Annotated in this window: 19 protein-coding genes; 3 read left to right on the forward strand and 16 right to left on the reverse strand. The window is 68.7% G+C overall.

Features of this window, described 5'->3' with window-relative positions; genetic code table 11:
* Positions 1–7: 7 nt before the first annotated feature.
* Positions 8–952: a tRNA 2-thiocytidine(32) synthetase TtcA gene (ttcA, locus tag VER16_RS05420; RefSeq protein WP_414716023.1), complete on the reverse strand. Its 945-nt coding sequence runs from the start codon at positions 950–952 to the stop codon at positions 8–10.
* Between the two features lie 82 nt (positions 953–1,034).
* Between ttcA and VER16_RS05425 the strand changes: the two genes are divergently transcribed.
* Positions 1,035–1,238 carry a YdcH family protein gene (locus tag VER16_RS05425; RefSeq protein ID WP_108763578.1) on the forward strand — a complete coding sequence of 68 codons (204 nt, stop codon included), beginning with the start codon at positions 1,035–1,037 and terminating at the stop codon, positions 1,236–1,238.
* A 189-nt stretch (positions 1,239–1,427) separates the two neighbouring features.
* Here the strand turns inward: VER16_RS05425 and plsB are convergent, their stop codons facing one another.
* The 5 genes from plsB to VER16_RS05450 all read right to left on the reverse strand — a co-directional run bounded on the left by plsB (position 1,428) and on the right by VER16_RS05450 (position 7,995).
* A complete protein-coding gene (plsB, locus tag VER16_RS05430; protein WP_324806056.1) occupies positions 1,428–4,064 on the reverse strand; it encodes a glycerol-3-phosphate 1-O-acyltransferase PlsB in 2,637 nt (878 codons plus the stop codon).
* A complete protein-coding gene (locus tag VER16_RS05435; protein WP_324806058.1) occupies positions 4,064–5,017 on the reverse strand; it encodes a hypothetical protein in 954 nt (317 codons plus the stop codon). The genes plsB and VER16_RS05435 overlap by 1 nt, the downstream gene beginning before the upstream one ends.
* A 293-nt stretch (positions 5,018–5,310) precedes the next feature.
* Positions 5,311–6,135 carry a serine protease gene (locus tag VER16_RS05440; RefSeq protein ID WP_324806060.1) on the reverse strand — a complete coding sequence of 275 codons (825 nt, stop codon included), beginning with the start codon at positions 6,133–6,135 and terminating at the stop codon, positions 5,311–5,313.
* Positions 6,136–6,355: 220 nt separating this feature from the next.
* Complete coding sequence (pyrF, locus tag VER16_RS05445) at positions 6,356–7,081, reverse strand: orotidine-5'-phosphate decarboxylase (RefSeq protein ID WP_053511292.1); 726 nt, start codon at positions 7,079–7,081, stop codon at positions 6,356–6,358.
* Positions 7,078–7,995, reverse strand: coding sequence for a 5'-nucleotidase, lipoprotein e(P4) family (locus VER16_RS05450; RefSeq protein WP_324806062.1), 918 nt, complete (start codon positions 7,993–7,995; stop codon positions 7,078–7,080). The genes pyrF and VER16_RS05450 overlap by 4 nt, the downstream gene beginning before the upstream one ends.
* A gap of 102 nt (positions 7,996–8,097) precedes the next feature.
* Between VER16_RS05450 and VER16_RS05455 the strand changes: the two genes are divergently transcribed.
* Positions 8,098–8,751 (forward strand): YceH family protein, encoded by a 654-nt coding sequence (locus tag VER16_RS05455; RefSeq protein WP_324806064.1) that lies wholly within the window; start codon positions 8,098–8,100, stop codon positions 8,749–8,751.
* A gap of 46 nt (positions 8,752–8,797) precedes the next feature.
* Here the strand turns inward: VER16_RS05455 and VER16_RS05460 are convergent, their stop codons facing one another.
* The 3 genes from VER16_RS05460 to VER16_RS05470 form a co-directional block, all read right to left on the reverse strand.
* The gene (locus VER16_RS05460; RefSeq protein WP_324806066.1) at positions 8,798–9,805 is read right to left on the reverse strand and encodes a DUF4272 domain-containing protein; all 1,008 of its coding nucleotides are present in this window, start codon (positions 9,803–9,805) and stop codon (positions 8,798–8,800) included.
* Between the two features lie 46 nt (positions 9,806–9,851).
* Positions 9,852–10,388 (reverse strand): GNAT family N-acetyltransferase, encoded by a 537-nt coding sequence (locus VER16_RS05465; protein ID WP_324806068.1) that lies wholly within the window; start codon positions 10,386–10,388, stop codon positions 9,852–9,854.
* A gap of 261 nt (positions 10,389–10,649) precedes the next feature.
* The gene (locus VER16_RS05470) at positions 10,650–12,626 is read right to left on the reverse strand and encodes a UvrD-helicase domain-containing protein (protein ID WP_324806070.1); all 1,977 of its coding nucleotides are present in this window, start codon (positions 12,624–12,626) and stop codon (positions 10,650–10,652) included.
* A 101-nt stretch (positions 12,627–12,727) separates the two neighbouring features.
* On the opposite strand from VER16_RS05470, the gene VER16_RS05475 reads away from it, so the two are divergent.
* Complete coding sequence (locus VER16_RS05475) at positions 12,728–13,348, forward strand: thymidine kinase (RefSeq protein WP_116864814.1); 621 nt, start codon at positions 12,728–12,730, stop codon at positions 13,346–13,348.
* A 703-nt stretch (positions 13,349–14,051) separates the two neighbouring features.
* Here VER16_RS05475 and VER16_RS05480 read toward each other — a convergent pair.
* The 7 genes from VER16_RS05480 to VER16_RS05510 all read right to left on the reverse strand — a co-directional run bounded on the left by VER16_RS05480 (position 14,052) and on the right by VER16_RS05510 (position 21,856).
* Positions 14,052–15,656 carry a glucan biosynthesis protein D gene (locus VER16_RS05480; protein WP_324806073.1) on the reverse strand — a complete coding sequence of 535 codons (1,605 nt, stop codon included), beginning with the start codon at positions 15,654–15,656 and terminating at the stop codon, positions 14,052–14,054.
* Positions 15,657–15,704: 48 nt separating this feature from the next.
* Complete coding sequence (locus VER16_RS05485) at positions 15,705–18,170, reverse strand: serine/threonine-protein kinase (protein ID WP_324806075.1); 2,466 nt, start codon at positions 18,168–18,170, stop codon at positions 15,705–15,707.
* A 16-nt stretch (positions 18,171–18,186) separates the two neighbouring features.
* Positions 18,187–18,753 carry an ECF-type sigma factor gene (locus VER16_RS05490; RefSeq protein WP_108767212.1) on the reverse strand — a complete coding sequence of 189 codons (567 nt, stop codon included), beginning with the start codon at positions 18,751–18,753 and terminating at the stop codon, positions 18,187–18,189.
* Between the two features lie 68 nt (positions 18,754–18,821).
* Positions 18,822–19,634 (reverse strand): bifunctional DNA-formamidopyrimidine glycosylase/DNA-(apurinic or apyrimidinic site) lyase, encoded by an 813-nt coding sequence (gene mutM / locus VER16_RS05495; protein ID WP_324806077.1) that lies wholly within the window; start codon positions 19,632–19,634, stop codon positions 18,822–18,824.
* Between the two features lie 40 nt (positions 19,635–19,674).
* The gene (locus VER16_RS05500; protein WP_324806078.1) at positions 19,675–20,313 is read right to left on the reverse strand and encodes a hypothetical protein; all 639 of its coding nucleotides are present in this window, start codon (positions 20,311–20,313) and stop codon (positions 19,675–19,677) included.
* A 14-nt stretch (positions 20,314–20,327) separates the two neighbouring features.
* Positions 20,328–20,657, reverse strand: a complete 330-nt coding sequence (locus VER16_RS05505; protein WP_324806080.1) for an EF-hand domain-containing protein — start codon at positions 20,655–20,657, stop codon at positions 20,328–20,330.
* A complete protein-coding gene (locus VER16_RS05510) occupies positions 20,654–21,856 on the reverse strand; it encodes a DesA family fatty acid desaturase (RefSeq protein WP_324806285.1) in 1,203 nt (400 codons plus the stop codon). Before VER16_RS05510 ends, VER16_RS05505 begins: the two co-directional genes overlap by 4 nt.
* Positions 21,857–22,006 lie beyond the last annotated feature (150 nt).

The raw sequence follows: 22,006 nt of genomic DNA on the forward strand, positions 1-22,006 counted from the left end.
TCCCACCTTAAAGGGCGGGCGTCTCGGGTGCTGCGTCGGCATCGGCCGGCGAACCGGCCAGCCAGGCATGGGCATCGGACAAGGGTGCCTCGTCGCGACGGCCCAGCGCCATGAAATCGAACAGACTGGCATCAGCCAGCTGCGAAGGATGGATCTGGCCCATGGCCCGGGCGATCTGGTCGATGCGGCCGGGATGGTCCTTTTCCCACTGCTGGAGCATCAGCCCGACCTGGCGGCGTTGCAGGTTTTCCTGGCTGCCACACAGGTTGCACGGGATGATCGGGAAATCACGTGCCTGGGCGTACTCGACGATGTCGCGCTCGCGTACGTAGGCCAGTGGACGGATGACCACGTGGCGGCCGTCGTCGCTGCGCAGTTTCGGCGGCATGCCCGACAGCTTGGCGTGGTGGAACAGGTTCATGAAGAAGGTGGCCACCATGTCGTCGCGGTGGTGGCCCAGCGCGATGCGGGTGAAGCCGTGCTTTTCGGCATGGTTGTACAGCGCGCCGCGGCGCAGGCGCGAGCACAGCGAACACATCGTGCGGCCTTCCGGGATGACCCGGCTGACCACCGAATAGGTGTCCTGCTCGATGATCTGGTACGCCACGCCCAGGCTGGCCAGGTACTGCGGCAGCACGTGTTCGGGGAAGCCGGGCTGCTTCTGGTCCAGGTTCACCGCCACCAGCTCGAACGGCACCGGGGCCTTCTTCTGCAGCTGCAGCAGGATGTCCAGCAGGGTGTAGCTGTCCTTGCCACCGGACAGGCAGACCATCACCTTGTCGCCGGCCTCGATCATGCCGTAATCGGCAATGGCCTGGCCGACCTGGCGGCGCAGGCGCCTGGCCAGCGGCTGCTCCGCCCGCGACTGTTCCCCACGCGCACCAGCGCGTGGCGCGACCGACGCACGCGGCAGGGGATCGGGCAGGGAAATCACGGCGCTCATGGGCTCCATTCTACCGGCTTGGGGCCGGCGCCGGCCGCTGCGCGCGGCCCCCTCTCCCAGTGGTCATCGCCGCTGTGTATGCTCGGAGGCTGTGGATACCTACAGCCCCGCCGAGATCGTCGAACGCCTCGTCGCCCTGCGCGCCGAGCACCGCGTGCTGGATGAACAGATCACCCGGATGGCCGCCAATGGCGAGGACGAGCTGGAAGCGAAACGGCTGAAGCGTCGCAAGCTGCAGCTGAAGGACTGCATCGCCAAGCTGGAAAGCCTGCAGATTCCGGACGAACCGGCGTAATGGGCCGTTCGGGTAGGTGCCAACCTCGGTTGGCACGGGTGGAAGATGTGCGGACCAAGGTCCGCACCTACCCATTCCCGCCTGCCTTGGTAGGTGCCAACCTTGGTTGGCACGGGTGGAAGATGTGCGGACCAAGGTCCGCACCTACCCACAAGGTTCCCATTCGCCGGGCATGGCCCGGCGCTACCCTCATGCCTGCGGCGTCGGCTCGTCGGGGCGCGCCGCTTCCGGGCTGACGCGCTCGATGGTGTGGCGCAGTTCGCGGCCGAGGATGAACTTGGCATCCTTGGCCCAGCTGTCCAGGCGGTCGTCGAACACCAGCTTGCTGTTTTCGTCCGGCCACACCAGGCGCAGCTCGCGCAGCTTCTGGATGAAGCCACGGAACAGCGACTTGTCGAAGAACTCCGGCGCAGCCGGCGCGTACAGCAGGCTCAGGCGCTGCGCGGCCTGCTGGCACAGGCTTTCCAGTTCAGCCGCGCCCAGCGTGCCCGGGCCGTTCTTCACCAGCACCGAAATGGCGATGTAGTACCGCTCGAACGCCTGCTGCAGCGAATGGCCGATGGCGCGCAGGCGGAACACTTCGTCGGTCTGCCCGGTGTTGCGGGTCAGCATGCCGCCGTCATCGTCGTTGACCTGCTGCAGCAGGCCTTCGCGGATGAACACATCAATGGTCTGCTCGATGCGCTGGGCGAACTCGTCCTCGTTCCATGGCAGGAACAGCTCGGCCTGCAGGAACGGGTACACGGTGCGGCCCAGGCGGACCAGACCGGTACGGCTCATGCGGCGGTTGTTCTGGAAGCAGCAGGCCACCCACGACGACGCGGTGAACAGGTGCACCACGTTGTTGCGGAAGTAGCTGAGCAGCACCGCGGTATCGCCACTGACGCTGAGCACATCGCCCAGCGGGTGCTTGATGCGGGTGAGGACGTTGATTTCCTCGGCGTGGGCGATGATCCGCTCCGGCGAGTGCGGGGTCACGGTTACCCGGCCCGAATACGGCATCTCTTCCAGCAGGGTCTTGCACAGCTCGATCTGCGCGATCAGGTCGGCCTCGCCCATCGCATGCTTGGGCGTGGACAGCAGCGCCAGCGCCAGCAGGTTGATCGGGTTGACGTCGGCGGCGCCATTGATGCGCACCTGGATGCGGTCGGCCAGGGTATCGACGGTGGTCGACAGCCACGACGGCTTCTCATCCTCCGGCACGGCCTCACCCTTCCACTCCGGTGCCTTTTCGGCCAGCACGTCGTTGAGGGCGATGGGTTCGCCGAAGTTCACCACCACCTGGCCGTAGTTCTGCTTGAGCACCTTGGGGATGCCCCACAGCAGCTGCCAGATCGATTCCTTCTCCTTGGGCCGCCCGGACAGTTCGTCCAGATAGCTGCCGCCTTCCATCAGCTTCTCGTAGCCGATGTAGATGGGCTGGAACAGCACCGGCTTGCGCGGCTGGCGCAGGAACGCGCGCAGGGTCATCGAGATCATGCCGCCCTTGGGCTGCAGCAGGCGCCCGGTGCGCGAACGGCCACCTTCGACGAAGTACTCGATGGAATAGCCACCGGCCACCAGCTGCGCGACGTATTCGCTGAGCACGGCCGAGTACAGCGCGTTGCCGCGGATCGAGCGGCGTATGAAGAACGCGCCGCCCTTGCGCAGCAGGGTGCCGACCACCGGCAGGTTCAGGTTGATGCCAGCCACGATGTGCGGCGGCACGATGCCACGGTCGTACAGCAGGTAGGACAGCAGCAGGTAGTCCATGTGGCTGCGGTGGCTGGGCACGTACACCACTTCGTGGCCCGGCGCGGCGGCCTTGAACTTGTCCAGGTGGTGCACCAGCACGCCGGCGTAGATGCGGTTCCACACGTGGCTGAGCATGAAGCTGGCCGAGCGCACTACCGGGCTGGAATAGTCGGCGGCGATTTCCCAGGCGTAGGCGTGGGCCTTCTTCCAGGCATCGGACGGCTTGGAGTTGTCGCGTTTGGCCTGGGCGGCAATCGCCTCGCGCACCGGTTCGGCGGCCAGCACCTGGTCCACCAGCAGGCGGCGGGTGGACAGGTCGGGGCCGATGACCGATTCACGGATGCGGCGGAAATGGGTACGCAGCACGCGCTGCAGCTTGCGCACGGTGCGCTCGGGCTCCAGGCCCTCGTCCACGGTGCTGCGCAGCGAGATCGGCGGGGCGAAGCGCACGATGGTGCTGCGCCCGTTCAGCAGCAGGCCCAACAAGCGGCGGAAGCGGCCGACCAGCGCCCAGTTTTCCGAGAACAGCACGGCGAACCAGCCGCTCTGCTTGTCCGGCGCGCGGCCGACGAAGATCGACACCGGCACCAGGTGCACATCCAGGTCATCGCGCACGCGGTGCGCCTGCAGGACCTTGGCCAGCGAATCGGAGTGGGTCTTGGCGCCGCGCTGCTCGGGGATGAGCGAGTTGCTGGAGCTGCGCCGCGACAGCGCCAGGTAGGCGCGCTTGCGGCCGGTCGGGTCACCGGCCAGCGGCACCAACGGCGAGGGCAGGCCGGCCTGGCGGCAGGCCTTGTCCAGGATCAGCGCGTTGGACAGGCCGTAGTCTTCCAGCACGTACACGACCGGGCGGCCGTCGTTGTACTGGCCCGGGTCTTCCGGCTCGATCTTCAGGGCCAGCCACGGCTCGACCAGGCGGCCCAGCAGGCGCGCCCACAGGGGGCGGCGGCCGGCGGGACGGGCGTGCACGGGCGGCGGCACCGGGTTGGGGCCGGTGCCGGTCGAGGGAGACGCCGCGGCCGGATCGGCGGGCGTCTGCTGGGGTTCTTCGCCGGGGAACGGCAGCGGGTTCTGTTTCGACATCGGCGCCATTATGGCTTAGGCGGCGTGGTTGCCGCTTCCCCGCCGGTGGCGGAGGTCTCTTCGGGCTCCGGCGCGGCAGCCGCGCGGGCCGCGTCGGCCTTCCGCAGCAGGGCATCGGTGTCGGCCAGGGTGCGGGTGAGGTACCAGTGGCCTTCGCGCCGGCTCAACGGCAGCTGCAGCTGCAGGGTGCGCCCGGCCAGGTCGTACTCCATGCGGACCAGGGCGTTGTCGCCTTCCACCGAGAGCAGTTCCCCGCGCAGGCTGCGCAGGGCATCGTCCACCCCCAACCCATAGCTGGCCAGCACCGCCTTGAGCGTGTGCAGGAACGGCGCCAGCTGCTGCAGGCTGCCTTCCATGCCGGCCGCACGCAGGCCGTCCTCGTTGTCGAAGCCGACCTTGGCGGCGGCCTCGACCAGCGCGGCAATGCTGCTGCGGGCGCGGGCCCGGTCGCTGATCGGCGCACCCTGCGCCCAGCCGGCCAGGGTTTCCACCAGGGCGATGTAATGCGTCTGCTGGCTGGAGGTATAGCCCTTCTGGTGGCGGAGGTACTGCACGCCGAAGTTGCCCATCGACTGCGCCGCCTGGCGCACCGCGCTGGCCTGGCCGGCCAGTTGGCGGTCGAAGCTGCGCTGCAGCTGGGTGGCGGCCTGCGGCTCACGCAGCGCGGCCAGCATCGGCAGCATCTGGTCGCCCAGCGGCAGTTCGCCCAGCGGCCACTGGCTGTGACCGTCGGTCCAGGCCTGCTGCAGCCGTTGGTACTGGCTCGGCGGCACCGACAGGCGCGCGTAGCCGACCAGGTCATCCTCGACCAGGCGCTGGGCCATGGCCTGCACCGCCGCCACCGGTTCGGCTGCGGGCTTGGCCGGGTCGCTGCCGGATTGGCGGCACGCGGCCATTGCCAGCAGCACCATGGCTGCCAGCCCCCAACCACGCGCAGACCTTCCTCGCACTGCCACGCTCATGCCATCGGACTCCCCGTACCGGCCCGCATCTTGCGGCCTGCAAGGTGACAGCGGCAACCCTTGCCGCCAGTAAAGGGGGCAGATCCCGTGTGCCTGCGGCAGAAGGGATCTGACCCCGTGCACAAAAAAAGAGCCCGGATCACGGGGATCGCAGGCTCTTCAAACCGGCGCGAGTCCGGTGGACAGTGGTGGCACATCTCCGGCCCAAAGGCCGGTTGGCGGCGATGCTACGCGCCTGCCGAAGTTAAGGCAATACGTCATGTAACATGAGTTAAATATTTGATTTTATTGAATCAATCCCTCTGCCAGACCGCTTCAATGAAATCTACGGCATGTTTTTCGGCGATTCGGGCATAAACGCCGGGGTAGCCGGCCAGCGCACAGCCCTCGCCCCAGCTGACCACGCCGAACTGGGTCCAGCCCTCGCGCAGGCGCAGCAGCAGCGGTCCACCGGAATCGCCCTGGCAACTGTCCATGCCTTCACGCCCGGCGCAGATGACCTTGCCGCGCGACAACTCGCCGCCATAGGCCTGCTGGCACTCGGCAAACGGGACGAATGGCACCTGCACCGTCTGCAGCCGGGTGGGGTAGCGGCGGTCTTCGCTGATGTCGGTATCGCCCCAGCCGATGACGGTGAAGTCACGGCCCGGCTTGAGGTAGCTGGCATCCGGCCGCAGCCGCAGGTTGACCGGCTGCGCATCGGCCAGCGGCGCGCTCAGCTGGATCAGCGCCACGTCGTGTTCCAGCGAATTGCCGCTGTTGTAGGCCGGGTGCACGTGGATGGCCTTGATGTTGGAAGCGCGCGCCGAAGGTTCGCTGGACAACGTAGTGACGCCGCCGAGCACGGCCAGGGCCGCCGGGCGGTCGCCCTGCACGCAGTGCGAGGCGGTCAGTACCCAGGACGGCGAAATGAGCGTGGCCCCACACCAGTGGCGGCCGTGGTCACTGTCCCCCAGCGACAGGCGCTGAATGCTGACCATGAACGGGTACTGCCCGGGCTGGGCGGCCTCACCGCCGATGATGCGCGGTGTTTCGCGGGGCTCGTGGGCGGCGAACGCGGGCGCGGCGCTGAAGGCCAGCAACAGGCCGGCAAGAACTGCAGAGGTGCTGCGATACATATCCGTGTAGTCCTCTCTCGATGGTTGAACCGGCAGAACCGCGAGAGCGGCGCCGGTGCATCGATTGGGAGGGAGGAGTGTTCGGATCCAGTGCGACCGCGCGCACGGTTCTTCGCAGTGGGGGCGACTACGACAGCGCCTCACCCACAAATGCGAACGCCATCCCACACGGGGCGGGATGGCGTTCGGCATTGCGGTGTGACCGGCAGCGCCGGCAGGCTCAGCGTGCAGCCAGAGCCGACGCGATTTCCTGCTGGATCGCCCGCGCGGCGGCCTGCGGGTCGGTGGCCAGGCGGATCGGGCGGCCGACCACGATGGCATCGGCGCCATCGGCGAAGGCCTGGGCCACGCCGACGGTACGCTTCTGGTCATCGCCGACCGGGCCACCCGGACGGATGCCCGGGCAGACGATCGAGAACCCGGCGCCGGTGGCGGCGCGGATCGGGCCCGCTTCCTGGCCGGAGGCGATCACGCCATCAATGCCGGCGGCCTGGGCGGCCAGCGCGCGCTCGACCACCACGTCCACCGGCTCGCGGTCGATGCCCATCTGTGCAAGGTCCGGGCGCCCCATCGAGGTCAGCACGGTGACCGCCAGCAGGCGCATGTCGCTGCTGTTGGCGGCCGCGCAGGCCTCCATCATCGCCGGGTGCCAGCCATGGATGGTGGCGTAGCTGACCGGCCACTGCGACAGGCGCTTGATCACCGCCGCGGCGGTGGCCGGGATGTCGAAGAACTTCAGGTCGACGAACACCCGCTTGTCGCGGCGGGCCAGCTCGTCCAGCACCTGGAAATACTCGCCGGAGGCGAGCAGTTCCATGCCGATCTTGTAGAACGCCACGCTGTCGCCCAGGCGATCGACCCACTCCAGCGCCTGCACGCGGTCAGGCACGTCCAGGGCGAAGATCAGCCGTTCGTCATCGCGCAGCGGCAGCGGTGCGCGGCTCACGGTGCGTAATCCAGCGCAGCGCGCTTGGCGTCGTGGCGGGCCTGGCGCGACTGGGTGTAGTCGTTGTTGAACTGGGCCGGCTCGAAACCGCCGTAGGTCGGGTTCGGCAGCATCCACCAGCGCTCGCCGAACCAGTCGTGGTACTGCTGCAGCAGCGCGTCGCGGCCTTCGTTGGTGTTGGCGGTCACTTCCACGAAGTCACCCATCTGGTCGCCGAACTGCATCAGCACGCGGTACTGCTGGCCGGCCAGGCGGCGGCGGCAGTTTTTCTCGCTGCCGTTCTGCTCGCAGTCCTTGACCACGGTGCCCAGGCCGAGGAACACGCTGTCGTCGGCCACCGGCAGGCCCTGCTCGCGCAGGTTGGCCAGGGTCGCGTCCTTCAGGTGCACGGCGCGGTTGGAGATGTACAGCAGGGTCACGCCCTTGGCGTTGGCGGCCTTGGCGAAATCAACCACGCCGGGGATGGCCTTGGCCTTCTTCTCGGCCACCCACTGGTCCCAGGTCAGCTCGTCGTATTCCTTGCCGTCGCGCACCAGGCGCGCCTGGTAGGGCGAGTTGTCGAGCACGGTTTCATCCACGTCCAGCACCACGGCCGGCTTCAGGCCCTTGGCCGCGTTGCCGCGTTCTTCCGGCACCAGCGCATCCCAGTGGGCTTCCTTCAGCGCGGCGTCCAGATGGTCGGCGGCAGCGCGGTAGGTCTGTTCGGTGATCGCCTTGTACTCCTGCGCGCGCTGCATCCACAGCACGGCATTGAGGTTGTCGTTGGCGGTCACATCGGCGGCGCCGTCGGCCTTGGCGGCAGCGGCCGGGGCTTCGGGAGCCTGGGCCGCAGGCGCGTCCACGCGCTTGCAGGCAGACAGGCCGATCGCCGCAGTGGCGAGCAGGGTCAGGGAGAGGGAAACGGGACGACGCATCAGGATTCACCGGCAATCAGATATACCCGCCCATTTTACCGGCAAAGATGACCGTGGCGCGGCTATGCTGCGGGGTTGACACTCTGCCTTTCGGAGGCCGCCATGACCGATCCCGTCCCGACCCCCGAGGTCCCCCTGCTCGACGCCGTCCAGGCCCGCCTGCTGGGCTGCCTGGTGGAAAAGGAGGCGACCACCCCGGACACCTACCCGCTGACGGTCAACGCTGCGCAGTCGGCGGCCAACCAGAAGACCGCCCGCGAGCCGGTGATGAACGTCGACGCCGGCAGCGTGCAGCACGCGCTGCGCCAGCTGGAGACGCTGGGCCTGGCGCGCCAGCACTTCTCCTCGCGTGCCGACCGCTATGAGCACCGCCTGCAGGCCGCGCTGGACCTGACCCGGCAGCAGACCGTGCTGCTGGCGCTGTTGCTGCTGCGCGGCCCGCAGACCCTGGGCGAGCTGGTCTCGCGCAGCGAGCGCCTGTACCGGTTTGCGGATGTCGACGAAGCCCGCCACGCCATCGAGCGCCTGCAGCAGCGCGCCCTGCTGCTGGTGCTGCCGCGCGCCAGCGGCCAGCGCGAGGACCGCTACATGCACCTGCTGTGCGGTGAGGTGGACGGTGCGGCGCTGGCCGCGAAGTACGCCAGCAGCGGCGGTGGCGGCAGCGAAGCGGCCGACCCCGGCCTGGCCGAGCGCGTGGCCCAGCTGGAAGCCGCGGTGGCCGAGCTGCAGGCGCAGCTGGCGGAACTGCGCGGCTGAGGCTTCCGGTAGTGCCGGCCGCTGGCCGGCACGATGCAATGTGAACTCAGGTCGGCGTATCGACGTCGTCCCAGTCGGCCTGCTCAAAGCAGAACAACCAGTTCAGCGCGTAATGGCGCTCGTAGATCACGCCGCCCACCAGCGCACCCGGCAGCGGCGCACCCTGGCGTTGGGCCTCACGTGCGGCCCAGTGCAGGCGGTAGTGCAGATCCAGCGCATCCAGCAGCTCGGCGGTATCGCGCAGGGTCGCGGGGACGCTGCCACTGTCAGCCGCCTGCAGCAGGGCGCCGACCACATCCGGCACTGCACAGGTCGCCTGCGGCCACGGCAGCGCCTCGCACAGCCCCAGCGCCCACAGCAGCACGGCCAGACTCTCGTAGCGCCAGCCGAACGGCAGGGCAGCTTCGGCGTCGCCGTGCTCGATGAAGGCGGCCTCGGCCGGGCTCAGGGCCTCCGGCAGCGCCGGCAGACGCCCGGCAAGTTCGGCCAGGCTCAACGGTGGTTCACCGGACTGCAGCGCCTCGGCGCGCAGCGCGCAGGCCAGCAGCGCCTGTGCCCTGGCCCAGACCTGGGCAGGCTCGCGCAGCTGCGCCTCGGCCGCACCCAGCACAGGTGGCAATGACGGCGGGACACGCAGCTCGTGGGCTTGCAGCTGCTGTTGGCTGCGCGCACGGCGCTGCCCGGCATCGGCGGGATACGGCACCTGCGCCTGCGGATCGGGCGCTTCACCCAACAGCACCCTGCCGGCCGGATCGCGGACGCTGCCATCTTCCAGGAAGCACACCGCATTGGCCTGCAGCAGCCAGGGCTGCAGCGCCTCAAGATCAGCCTCGGCCAGCTCGAACAGATAGTGCTGGCGGACACGCTGCACGTGCCGCATCAGGTGATAGCGCGCGGCGGTCATCTGCCCGTCGCCATGGCCCAGCACGTAGTTGACGAAGCCGCCCAGGTGCGGAGCCAGTGCGGGGTCATCAAGACCACGGACGGAGGCACTCCCGGCCTGTGGTGGCGGTGCCAGCACCGGGCCGAGGGTGGAATACGCGTTGATCAGCATCGAAGCATCCGTGCAGGAAAACAGACCTGCACCATACCCCACCGGCTCATGCTGGCTGTTGAACCGCCGCCGCCCCCGGCGTGGCGTACAGCCGGCTTGCGCTGTCCACGCCCGGCAGCTGGATCACGCCGCGTTCGTGCATGCCCAGCCCCAGCAGGATGCGCCCGGAAGCCACATTGTCCAGGTCGGTGATGCCGTACAGATCCTCAATGCCCAGCTCCGCACGGGCATGCGCGAACACTGCCCGCGCCGCCTCGCTGGCATAGCCCTGCCCCGCGAATTCGGACAGCACCGCATAGCCGATGTCCGGCCCCGGCAGGCCATCGCGCCGCACCAGGCCGGCGTTGCCCAGCCACGCGCCATCGGCCAGGCGCTCGATCGCGTACATGCCGAACCCGTTCAAGGCATAGCTGTGCAGTACCCGCATCGCGATGTACTCCCTCGCCTGTTCCTCGCTGCGCACGTTGCGGTCACCGATGAAACGCAGAAAGCCCGGATCGTTGAGCAGCGCCAGCATCGGCACGGCATCCCGATCCGGTTCCAGGCGGCGCAGGCGCAGGCGTTCGCTTTCGATGGGATGCACGCGCAGACCTCCAGCCGAAACCCCGATTCTGCCTCAACGCCCGGCTGTTGAATTTGTTTTTCTCTGCATTGCCGTGGCAGGAGGCGCCCGGAATCCGTCAGAGGCCGGTCGGGGTGGGTTCGCGGGGGTATCCGCGCCATGGATGGCGCGGCTAAGCCCCCAGGGACGGGTTCACGGCGTCCCCCGCGAACACGCCCCGAGCGGCCCCTCCGCGCAACCCGCGCGCGCTCCACCACGGAGGGGCGGCGCCGTTGGAGCGCCTTAGTCGAACAGCGCCTCGATCGCCGCCAACCCCGCCGTCGCGCGCTCCTTCTTCCGCGCCGCATCCGCCACCGGGTCGGCGCCATCGCGCTGGATTTCCTCGGCCGGAATCTCCTCGAAGAACCGGCTCGGCTTCAACCGCACATGCTCGCCGAACTTGCGGGTCAGCTTGCTGTAGCTCATCCACAGCTGGATCTTCGCTCGGGTGATGCCCACGTACAGCAGGCGCCGCTCTTCCTGCAGGTTGCCTTCGTCCAGGCTGACCTGGTGCGGCAGCACGCCGTCCTCGCAGCCAACGATGAAGACATAGGGGAATTCCAGGCCCTTGGAGGCGTGCATGGTCATCATGCGTACCTGGTTGCCGCCCTCGTCCTTGTCGCTGCGCGAGAGCAGCGCCAGCTGGCCGGCCAGGTCGGCGGCGGTGGCACCGCGCGGGCCACCTTCGAACCACTGCGCCAGTTCCTCGATGTTGTTGGCGCGGCGCTGGTAACTGGCTTCTTCCTTGGCCTGCTGGCGCAGTTCGCTGAGCAGGCCCGATTCCTTGGCGACCTTGCGGATCATGTCACCGGAACTGATCTGCCGCGTCTGCGCACGCAGGTCGCGCAGGATGTCGGTGAAGCGCGCCAGGCTGTTGGCCGCGCGCGGCGGCAGCTGCTGCAGGGCGCCGATCGCTTCGGCGGCCTGTGCCATCGGCATGTCCTTTTCCTGCGCCAGCTCGGCCAGCTTGGCCAGTGTGCCTGCGCCGACATCGCGCTTGGGCGATTGCACCGCACGCATGAACGCGGTGTCGTCGTCCGGATTCACCAGCAGGCGCAGCCAGGCCAGCGTGTCCTTCACTTCCTGGCGTTCCAGGAACATGGTGCCGCCAGTCAGGTGGTAGGGAATGCGCAGCAGCTGCATCGCCTTTTCCAGCGGCCGCGACTGGAAGTTGCCGCGGAACAGGATGCAGAAATCACTCCACGGAACCTTGCGCGACTGCGCCACGAAGGCGATTTCAGCGGCAACCTTTTCCGCTTCGTGTTCGCTGTTGCGGCATTCCCACACGCGGATGCGCTCGCCGTCGGCCTGGTCGCTCCACAGCTTCTTCAGGTGCTCGTGCGGATTGTTGGCGATCAGCGCGTTGGCCGCGCGCAGCACGCGGTTGGAGCAGCGGTAGTTCTGTTCCAGCTTGATGATTTCCAGCGCGGGGTAATCGCGCCCCATCTGCTGCAGGTTCTCCGGGTTGGCGCCACGCCAGGCGTAGATCGACTGGTCGTCGTCACCCACGCAGGTGAAGTTGCCTTTCTCACCCGCCAACTGCTTGAGCAGCCGGTACTGCGCGTCGTTGGTGTCCTGGCATTCGTCCACCAGCAGGTAGCCGATGCGCTCGCGCCAGGCCACGGCGATGTCCGGGTTCTCTTCCAGCACCTGCACCGGCAGGCGGATCAGGTCGTCGAAGTCCACCGCATTGAACGCGGTCAGACGCAGCTGGTAGCGCTCGTAGACGCTGGCCGCTTCCTTCTCGCGGTTGCTGCGCGCGGCGGCCATCGCCTGTTCGGGTGACAGGCCGGCATTTTTCGCGCGCGACACCAGGTTCTTCATGTCCTCGATGTCGTCGGGCTTGGCGCCGGACATCAGGTCCTTGATCTGCGCAGCGGCATCGTCGGCATCGAAGATCGAGAAGCCGCGCTTCAGGCCAACGGCGGCGTGTTCGATCTGCAGGAACTTCAGGCCCAGGGCGTGGAAGGTGCAGATGGTCACCTCGTCGGCGTCCTGCTCGCGCAGGCGCTTGGCCACGCGCTCGCGCATTTCCTTGGCCGACTTGTTGGTGAAGGTGATCGCCGCGATGCGGCGCGCGGGATAGCGCCCGCAGCCGATCAGGTGGGCGATCTTTTCCACGATCACGCGCGTCTTGCCGCTGCCCGCACCGGCGAGCACCAGCAGAGGACCTTCGATGTGCAGGACGGCGGCGGCTTGGGGGGGATTGAGACCGTGCATTGGAGAGGGATTGTAGCGGGCCCGGGGGACGGCCACAGCCGTCGGCCGGTGGGGATGCTGAACGGCTTCGGTGGGCCGGGGCAGCGGCGTACAATCGACCGATGGCCAAGCTCTATTTCTACTATTCGGCGATGAATGCCGGCAAGACCACCACCCTGCTGCAGAGCGCGCACAACTACCGCGAGCGCGGCATGCGGGTGGCGATCCTGACCCCGCGCCTGGACGACCGCGCCGGTGCCGGCGTGGTCGCTTCGCGCATCGGTCTGCGCGCAGAGGGCATGGCCTTCGACCGCGACAGCGACCTGCAGCGCTGGGTGGCCCAGGACCTGGCCGACAACGGCCCGATGGGCTGCGTGCTGGTGGACGAGGCGCAGTTCCTGACCCGGGCGCAGGTCTGGCAGCTGAGCGAGGTGGTCGACCAGCTGCGCATTCCGGTGCTGTGCTACGGCCTGCGCACCGATTTCCGCGGCGAGCTGTTCGAGGGCAGCCAGTACCTGCTGGCTTGGGCCGATGAGATGCAGGAGATCAAGACGATCTGCCACAGCGGCAAGAAGGCGACGATGACCGTGCGTGTGGATGAGCATGGCCACGCGGTGCAGGACGGCCCGCAGGTCGAGATCGGCGGCAACGAGCGCTACGTGTCGGTGAGCCGGGCGGAGTTCAAGAAGATCACCCGCGGTGAAGGCCGGATCGACCCGGCGCAGGCACCCCTGCCCTTGTAAGGGGTCTTCTGCAGGGCTTGCAGCCCTGCACCTGCTGCAAGCCGGAGCCGAAGCAACAGCAACAGCAACAGCAACAGCGGCATTCCGTGGGATGGCGGGGCACTGTGGGTTTGCGGGGACGCCGTGAACCCATCCATGGGGGCTTGGTCGCCGCATCCATGCGGCTCACACCCCGCAAACCCACAGTGCCCCGCCTTCGACAGTTGGCCGGCGGCTGTTGGTGGGTGCCGACCGTTGGTCGGCACATCTGTCAGATATCGAATGAACTCATCCACACATGGCGTGGATCTACTGGCAACGCCAGCTGTTGGTAGGTGTCGACCTTGGTCGACACGATTTTTCTGTCAGACATCGATATCCGACCCCGTGCCGACCAAGGGTCGGCACCCACCAGAGCAGGATGCCGTTCCGACAGATCGCAGGAAACTGTCGAAGTCGGGGTGGGTCCGGTTGAGGGGGTGTGAGCGCCATGGATGGCGCGACCAAGCCCCCATGGGTGAGGGCGCTTTGCTTGCGAAGCACTGCTTCGCAAGCGCCCGAACGCACAGCCGCCAGCGGCTGGGCCGGACCCCGGAGGGGGGTTTACGGCGTCCCCCTCAACCGGACCCACCCCGCCAACCCACGGAATGCCCGTTTTTGACGTTGACGTTGCCGTGGCTTGAAGCAGGTGCAGGGCTGCAGCCCTGCAATCCCTACCCACTCATCAGTAAAGCGTGCGCTCCGGCGCACCCGCCGGCGGCGGGGTGTACTGGTACAGCCAGGTCTCGGTGAGCGGCTTGCCACCACTGCGCAGGTACAGGCGAATGTCGATCTGCTCGGTACTGCCCTCCGGCGGCACCAGATCGAACATCGCGCGGTAGCCCTTGATCTCGCGCAGCGGCCGCGCCGACACGATCTCCACCCGGCCGCGGCTGGCTTCCACCACCGCCTCCACCTCGCCCTTGTCGATCAGGCTGGCCAGCTCGCCGCCTTCGAAATCCACCGCGAAGCGCCAGCTGAAGTACTCGCGCTTCTTGCCCACCACGCCACCCAGGCCGGTATGGGTGGCCACGCAGTGCGCCAGTGGCGTGCGCGCCGGCGGCTCGGCGCCCCAGAACAGGCGGTAGCCGACCAGCAGTTCCTGACCGGGCTGCGGCTTTTCCTTCGGATTCCAGAACGCCACGATGTTGTCGAAGGTCTCGTCCACGGTGGGGATCTCCACCAGCTGCACCGAGCCATCGCCCCACTCGCCCTTCGGCTCCACCCACAGGCACGGACGCTTCTCGTAGAACACGCCGTCATCCTGGTAGTGGTCGAAATTGCGGTCACGCTGCAGCAGGCCGAAGCCGCGCGGGTTGTGGTCGACGAACATGTTGAAGCGCAGGTTGCGCGGATTCACCAGCGGACGCCAGATCCATTCGCCGGCACCGGTCCACAGCGACAGGCCATCGGTGTCATGGATTTCCGGGCGCCAGTCCCAGCCCATGCGGCGGTCGTTCTCGCCCACCTGGTACATGCTGGTGCACGGGGCGATGCCCAGGCGCTCGATGGCCTTGCGCGGGTACAGCGCACTGTCGATGTCCATCAGCAGCACGTCGCCGTTGGTGATGGCAAAGCGGTAGGCCCCGGCCACGCTGGGCGAATCGAGCAGGCCGTAGACCACGATCGTGTCCGAGTCGGCCGAAGGCTGCTCCAGGTAGTACGCGATGAAATCGGGGAATTCCTCCGGCTTGCCCATGCCGGTATCGATGGCCAGCGCGCGCGCGGACTGGCCGTACTGGCCCTCCTTGCCGACGGCGCGGAAGTAGCTGGCGCCGAGGAAGGCAGCAAAGTCGCGGTCGGTGTCATTGCGGGTGTTCAGGCGGAAACCGGCGAAGCCCAGGTCCGCCGGCAGCTCGCCGTTCTTCAGGCCGCTCTTGCCGTAGTTGAATGCCGCGCCGTCGTAAGCCAGTTCCTGCGCCTTGCCATCGACCACGTCGAACATCCGCACCGGCGAATGGAAGTACAGGCCCAGGTGGAAGAACTTCGCCTGGAACCTGCCAGCCTGGTCGGCCCACAGCGCGTGGTCCTGGCGATAGCTGATCGACTGGTACTGATCCCAGTCCAGCCCCTCCAGGCGTCCGGGCAACACCCGCTTGTGGCTCTGGTAGGGCGCCTGCGCCAGCGCGCGGGCCTGGCCCTTCAGGGTGGCGAAATCGAACGGCTGCGGCTGGCCGAGCCGGCGCAGGCCGAGCTGTCCACTCTTCCCGGCCGCGCAGGCCGGCAGGGTCGGCAGGCCGAAGGCGGCCAGGGCCAAGGAGGCATTGCGGAGGAAGTCGCGTCGTTGCATGCAGGCGCGGAAGCAAAGGAAAGGTCGGCCATCATAGGCAGACAAACGTTAACGGGCAGCGGAGGGCTGTACGGCTGGTTCAGCCTGCGCCAGCGCGGCCAGCCGCGCATCCAGCTCACGCAGGGCCGGGGCCTGTGCCCCGCGCTGGGCCAACAGCAGCTGGCGTGCTTCGGCCAGCGCCGCATGTGCCGCGGCCGGCTGCCCGGCCTGCTGCAGCGCGCCTGCCTGCGCCAGCAGCGCCTGCGGCAGCAGGGCCATATGGTCGGGCTGGCGCCAGATCGCCACTGCCCGCGCGTAGTGCCTGGCCGCCAGCGCAGCATCGTCGTGATCGCTGGCCCACTGCCCCAGCGCGAACTCACCCTGGCCTACTTCGCGGTGGGCCGGACCCAGCGCCGCCAGCAGCTGTGCCTGTACCTGCTGCAGCTCCTGTCCGGCGTGCTCGCCCTGCCCGCGCTGCAGGGCCAGCATCGCGCGCGCGCGGCGCACCACCAACGCCTCGGGATGGCGCGGGCCCCAGGCATCCTGTGCCGCCTGCCAGGCCAGCTCCAGTTCGGTGGCGGCCGCCTCGGTCTGGCCCTGCCGTGCCAGCACCTCGCCCAGCTGGCGGTGCAGGCCGATCACCTGCGGGCTGCGGCCATCGGCCGGCTGGTCCAGCAGCGCCAGTGCCTGCTGGTAGCCGGCCAACGCAGCAGCCAGCTGCCCGGCACCGGCATCCAGCCCGGCCAGGTCGGCCAGCGACTCGGCGCGGCCAAAGCGCTGGCCAATGCCCTGGTGGCGCAGGGCGAGCGCTTGTTCGAACGAGGCACGCGCGGCATCGGCGTTGCCCAGCTGGGCCTGGCAGCGACCCAGCTGGCTGTGGAACTCAGCCACCGTCGCCGGCAACGCATCGGCCTCATGGGCCGCCAATGGCTGCAGCGGCTGCAGGTGCGCCAGGCAATCACGGTCGCGGCCCAGCATGCGCAGCGCGCGTCCACGCTGGGTCACCGCTTCCAGCTGCAGGGCGGGCGGCACGTCGTCCACCTGCTGCAGCAGCCGGCGCTGCTGGTCCAGGGTCTGCAGGGCCAGCTGGTAGTCGCCCAGGCCGATGCGCAGGCGGCCGATGACCCCTTCCAGCTCGGCCAGCGCCAGAGGCTGGTCGGCCAGTTCGGCCTCGCCACGCTGCTGCCCGGTGGCCAGCAGCTGCGGCACGTCGAAATGGCCGTGGCGTTCACTGGCCGCCTTGTCGAACAGGCTGACGGTGAAACCCTGCATGGCCTGCGCGCGGGCCATTTCCACCTGCGCGTGGCGTGCCTGCCACAGCGCGATGGAGGTGGTGCCGAGCAGGGCCAGCACCGCCACCGAGGCCAGCGCCACGCCCCAGCGGTGGCGGCCGATGTACTTGTTCACGCGGTAGCCCACGCCGGGCGGCCGGGCCTGGATCGGCCGGCCCTGCAGGTAGCGTTGCAGGTCGCCGGCCAATGCCTCGGCCGAGGCGTAGCGCTGTGCGGGATCCTTCTGCAGGGCCTTTTCCAGCAGCACGTCGAGGTCACCGCGCAGCTGCCGGGCCTGACGCTGCAGCGCGCGCCGCGCGGCGCCGGGCTGGTCGGCCAGCCGCAGCAGCAGTGACGATGCGCGCGGCACCTGCACGTCGAGGATCGAGCGCTCCCATTCGGCATCACTGTGCCGGCGCAGGCGGTAGGGCTTGTGCCCGGTCACCACTTCAAACAGCACCACGCCCAGCGAATAGACATCGGTGAGGGTGGTGACCGCCTCGCCGCGCACCTGTTCCGGCGCGGCGTAGTGCAGGGTGAACGCGCGCACCTCGGTGGGCGGGTGGGTGGCGTCGGCATCGTCATGGTCCAGCAGCGCTGCAATACCGAAGTCGAGCAGCTTCACCGTGCCATCGGCGCGGACCAGGATGTTGGAGGGCTTCAGGTCGCGGTGCACCACCAGATTGGCGTGGGCGTGGCTGACCACCGCGCAGACCTGCAGCATCAGCTGCAGACGGGTTTCCAGCGACGGCTGCAGGCGCCGGCAGTAGTCGCTGATCGGTTCGCCTTCCACGTAGTCCAGGGCCAGGTAGGGCTGGCCATGCTGGTCCACGCCGGCATCCAGCAACTGGGCCAGGTGCGGGTGCTGCAGCCGGGCGAGGATCTGCCGTTCGCGGCCGAAGCGCTGGCGCAGCCCGGGGTCGGCCACGCCGCTGCGCAGCAGCTTCAGCGCCACCTGGCGCTGGTACAGGCCGTCGCAGCGCTCGGCCAGCCAGACTTCGCCCATGCCGCCCTCGCCCAGCGGACGCAGCAGCTGGTAAGGCCCCACCTGGGTGCCGGCACGGCCCGGTGGCGCGGCCGTCCACAGCGGCTGGGCCATGAACTCCTGGCTGTCGGCCTCCTGCAGCAGCAGGTGTTGCAGGTCGCGGCCGAGGGTCGGGTCGTGCTCGGCCAGGCGCTGCAGGCGCAGCTGCCGCGCCTCCGGGGCCAGCTCCAGCAACTGGTCCAGCCAGGACGACAGCAGCTGCCAGCGTGCGGCATCCATGGTCGGCCTGCGCGCCTCAGTCGCCGCGCATCGCCGCCAGCAGGAACAGCCGCGCCTTCTGCCAGTCGCGGCGGATGCTGCGCTCCGAGCGCTGGCTGAGTTCGGCGATCTCCTGTTCGGACAGGCCGGCGAAGTAGCGCAGCTCGACCACCCGTGCCAGATGCGCATCGACGGCCTGCAGGCGCTCCAGGGCCACGTCCAGGGCCAGCAGGTCCTCGTCCAGGCGCACGCCGCTGCTGCTGTTCTCGGGAATCTCGGCCACCCGTTTCAGGTCGCCACCGCGCTTGCGCGCCAACCGGTTGCGCGCGTAGTCGACCACCACGCTGCGCATGGCCGAGGCGGCATAGGCGAAGAAATGCGCGCGGTCCTCGAAGCGCGCCGCGCCGCGGCTGCCGAGCAGTTTCAGGTAGGACTCGTGCACCAGCGAAGTGGCGTCCAGCGTGCGTCCCTGCTGGCCAGCCAGCTGGCGCCGGGCCATGCCGTGCAGCTCCTGGTACAGCGTGGTCAGCACGCGGTCCAGCGCCGTGCGGTCACCGCCGCGCGCGGCATCCAGCCAGACGGTGATATCCGGTCCTTCGTCCATCGCAACGTCCCCCCGCAGCGGATGCTGAGCGGACTATAGCGCTGCCGGTGTGCGCTGCATGAAGAGATTCAGCGCTGGCAGCGGCTGCACCACACGCTGGCGCGCTGGCCGATCATCGCGTGCTTGAGCGGGCGACCGCACTGCGGGCACGGCAGGCCGTCGCGGCCATAGACCAGCAGCTCCTGCTCGAAGTAGCCCGGGGCGCCATCGGGGCTGATGAAATCGCGCAGGGTGGTGCCGCCGCGGGTGATGGCGTAGCCGAGCGTGTCCTTCACTTCGCGGGCCAGGCGCCGGTAGCGTTCGCGCGACACCTTGCCGGCCTCGCGCAGCGGGCTGATGCCGGCCTTGAACAGGCTTTCGGCGGCGTAGATGTTGCCCACCCCGACCACCACCGCCTGGTCCATCAGGAAAGTCTTCACCGGTGCGCTGCGGCCACGGCTGCGTTCGAACAGGTAATCGCCGTCGAAGGCCTCGTCCAGCGGCTCCGGGCCCAGCCCCTGCAGCAGCGGGTGGACCTCGCCCGCCGGCTGCCAGAGCAGGCTGCCAAAGCGGCGCGGGTCGTTGAAGCGCAGCAGGCGGCCGTTGTCCAGGCTGATGTCCACGTGGTCGTGCGTTCGCAGCGGCGTATCCCCCGGCAGCACACGCAGGCTGCCGGACATGCCGAGGTGCAGCACGGCGCTGCCCACGGCGGTATCCAGCAGCAGGTACTTGGCCCGCCGGCGCACCGCCTCGATGCGCTGCCCCGGCAGCAGATCAGCCACTTCCGGCGGAATCGGCCAGCGCAGGTCGGCGCGGCGCAGGATCACGCCGTGGACGCGGCGGCCTTGCAGATGCGGCGCCAGGCCGCGGCGGGTGGTTTCTACTTCGGGCAGTTCAGGCATGGGCTGATTCTACGCCGGGCCATGCGAAGCCCGGCACCGGCTACGAGTCCAGGTCGTTCGCTTCGACCAGGAAGGCGCCCTCGACCAGCGCGCCGCGTCCGCCCAGCCGCCAGAACGCCAGGTAGGGGGCGAAGTCGATCGCATGCGGGGCCAGGGGCTGGGTGATGTACCACCCGAGATAGAGATCGGAGGCGATGTGGTACAGCGCCTCGTCGAGCGCGGCCACCTGTGGGCTGTCCAGCGTGCGCGCCTCATGCACCGCATCGCAGATGACATCGTGCAGGTAGTCGGCCGGGCCCGATCCGCGCAACGCCGCTTCCAGGCGCTCGGCCGGAGCGGCCACCACGGGCACCTCGCGCAGCGTGGCCTGCAGGCCGGGCTCACCGGCAGCGCCGGCCACACGCGCCAGCTCGTCCAGCCAGGCGCGCGCGGCAGCCGCCCGTGCCTGTGCATCACCGGCGTTGGCCGGTTGCAGGTACAGGTGGTCGCCCCAGTGGCCGGCGGCGAGCACGTCCAGCGCGCGCGACCGCAGTTCGTCGGCATGCGGGAAAGCGGCGAACACGGTGGCCAGTGTGTCCGCGTCGGTCACGCCCTGCAGCAGGCCGGAGAAATACCAGTCTTCCTGCTCGCTGCGCCCAGCGCAGAAATCGAGCCATTCGGCGAGGAGTTCGTCGTCCATCGGGTCATCCATGATCAGCGCGGCGGCGCAGAGAGTTCACGTGCATCCAGATAGCCATCGCCGTTGGCATCCTGCTTGTGGAAGCGCTGCACGATCACCTGGCGCTGCTGTTCGCGGGTGATCGGCCTGCCCTTGCCGCCGGGCAGTTCGTCGGCGGTCAGCACGCCGTCGCCGTTGCGGTCCATGTGGTCGAAGGCATACAGCATCCACTGCACGTACTCGGCCTCACTGACCTTGCCATCGCCGTCGCTGTCCATGCGCTGCAGGTAGGTGGCGGTGTCGGTGACCTGCGCGGAGGCGGCCAGCGGCAGCAGGCACAGCAGCGGAACCAGCAGCTGTCTCATGCGCCCACCAGGGTGTAGCCCTTCAACCGCGCGGCGTAGGCCTGCAGGGCGGCGATACCGCTTTCCTCGGCCTCGTGGCACCACGCCTGCAGGTGGCGCAGGCGCTCGGCGGCATCATGGCCGCGGGCTTCCAGCAGCGCGGCCAGGCGCGCGCGGTACTCCACCAGGGTGCGGATGCGCGGGCGCTGCGCGACCCATTCGCTGAGCTGGGCGCGGCTGTCCGGCTGCAGCCAGCGGCCATCATTGACCAGGCCCCGGCGCAGGCGGCGCGGCAGCAGGCGGCGCAGCTTGGCCCCGGCCTGGGTGGCTTCTTCGCGCAGGGCCGGCATGAACACGTTGCGCTGGTAGTCGGTCATCGCCTGGAAGCGATGCGACAGCAGCGCCTTGAGGGTTTCGGCATCGGGCACGGCGATGTTCGGGCGCACGTCCATGGCCGGCGCCACCCGCAGCACCTTGGCCAGGCGCAGCGCCTGCAGCAGGCGGATCGCGCTCCAGCCGATGTCGAACTCCCAGCGGCGCATCGCAAAGCGCGCCGAACTGGGGAAAGCATGGTGGTTGTTGTGCAGTTCCTCGCCACCGATCCAGAACGCCCACGGCGTCAGGTTGGTGGAGGTGTCGGCCGACTCGTAGTTGCGGTAGCCCCACCAGTGGCCGAGGCCATTGACCACGCCCGCCGCCCAGAACGGAATCCAGGCCATCTGGATCGCCCACAGGGCCACGCCGGGCAGGCCGAACAGCACGCTGTTGATGACCAGCAGCAGCACCGGGCCGAGGGTGGCGCGCGGCGTGTAGAGGTGGCGCTCGATGGCATCGTCCGGCGTGCCGCGGCCGTACTGTTCGATGTCCGCACGCATGCCGCGCGCTCGGCGGTACAGCTCCACGCCGTGCCAGAACACCTTGCCGATGCCGCGGGTGACCGGGCTGTGCGGGTCCTCCTCGGTTTCCACCTTGGCGTGGTGCTTGCGGTGGATGGCCACCCACTCGCGGGTGATCATCGAGGTGGTCAGCCACAGCCAGAAGCGGAACAGATGCGCGAGCACCGGATGGAAATCGACCCCGCGATGGGCCTGGCTGCGGTGCAGGTAGAGGGTGACCGAGAAGATGGTGAGCTGGGTGAACACCAGCAGCACCGCCAGCATGGCCCAGCCGCCCAGGCCGAGCACGCCACCGGTCAGCAGGGAGATCAGGGCATCGGGCATGGCGGCACTCCAGATCGACGCGGGGATGGCAGACATGATGGGCGCTTGCGTTGCAAACTGCACCCTTGCGGCGGTATTCCTGCACCGTCATGAAGTGACACTGTTCACAGTTGGGGACCTGAGTTGTCGAGTCTTGATCCGCGCGCCCGC

Origin of the sequence: Stenotrophomonas sp. (assembly GCF_035634915.1) — a bacterium.
Classification (GTDB): Bacteria; Pseudomonadota; Gammaproteobacteria; order Xanthomonadales; family Xanthomonadaceae; genus Stenotrophomonas.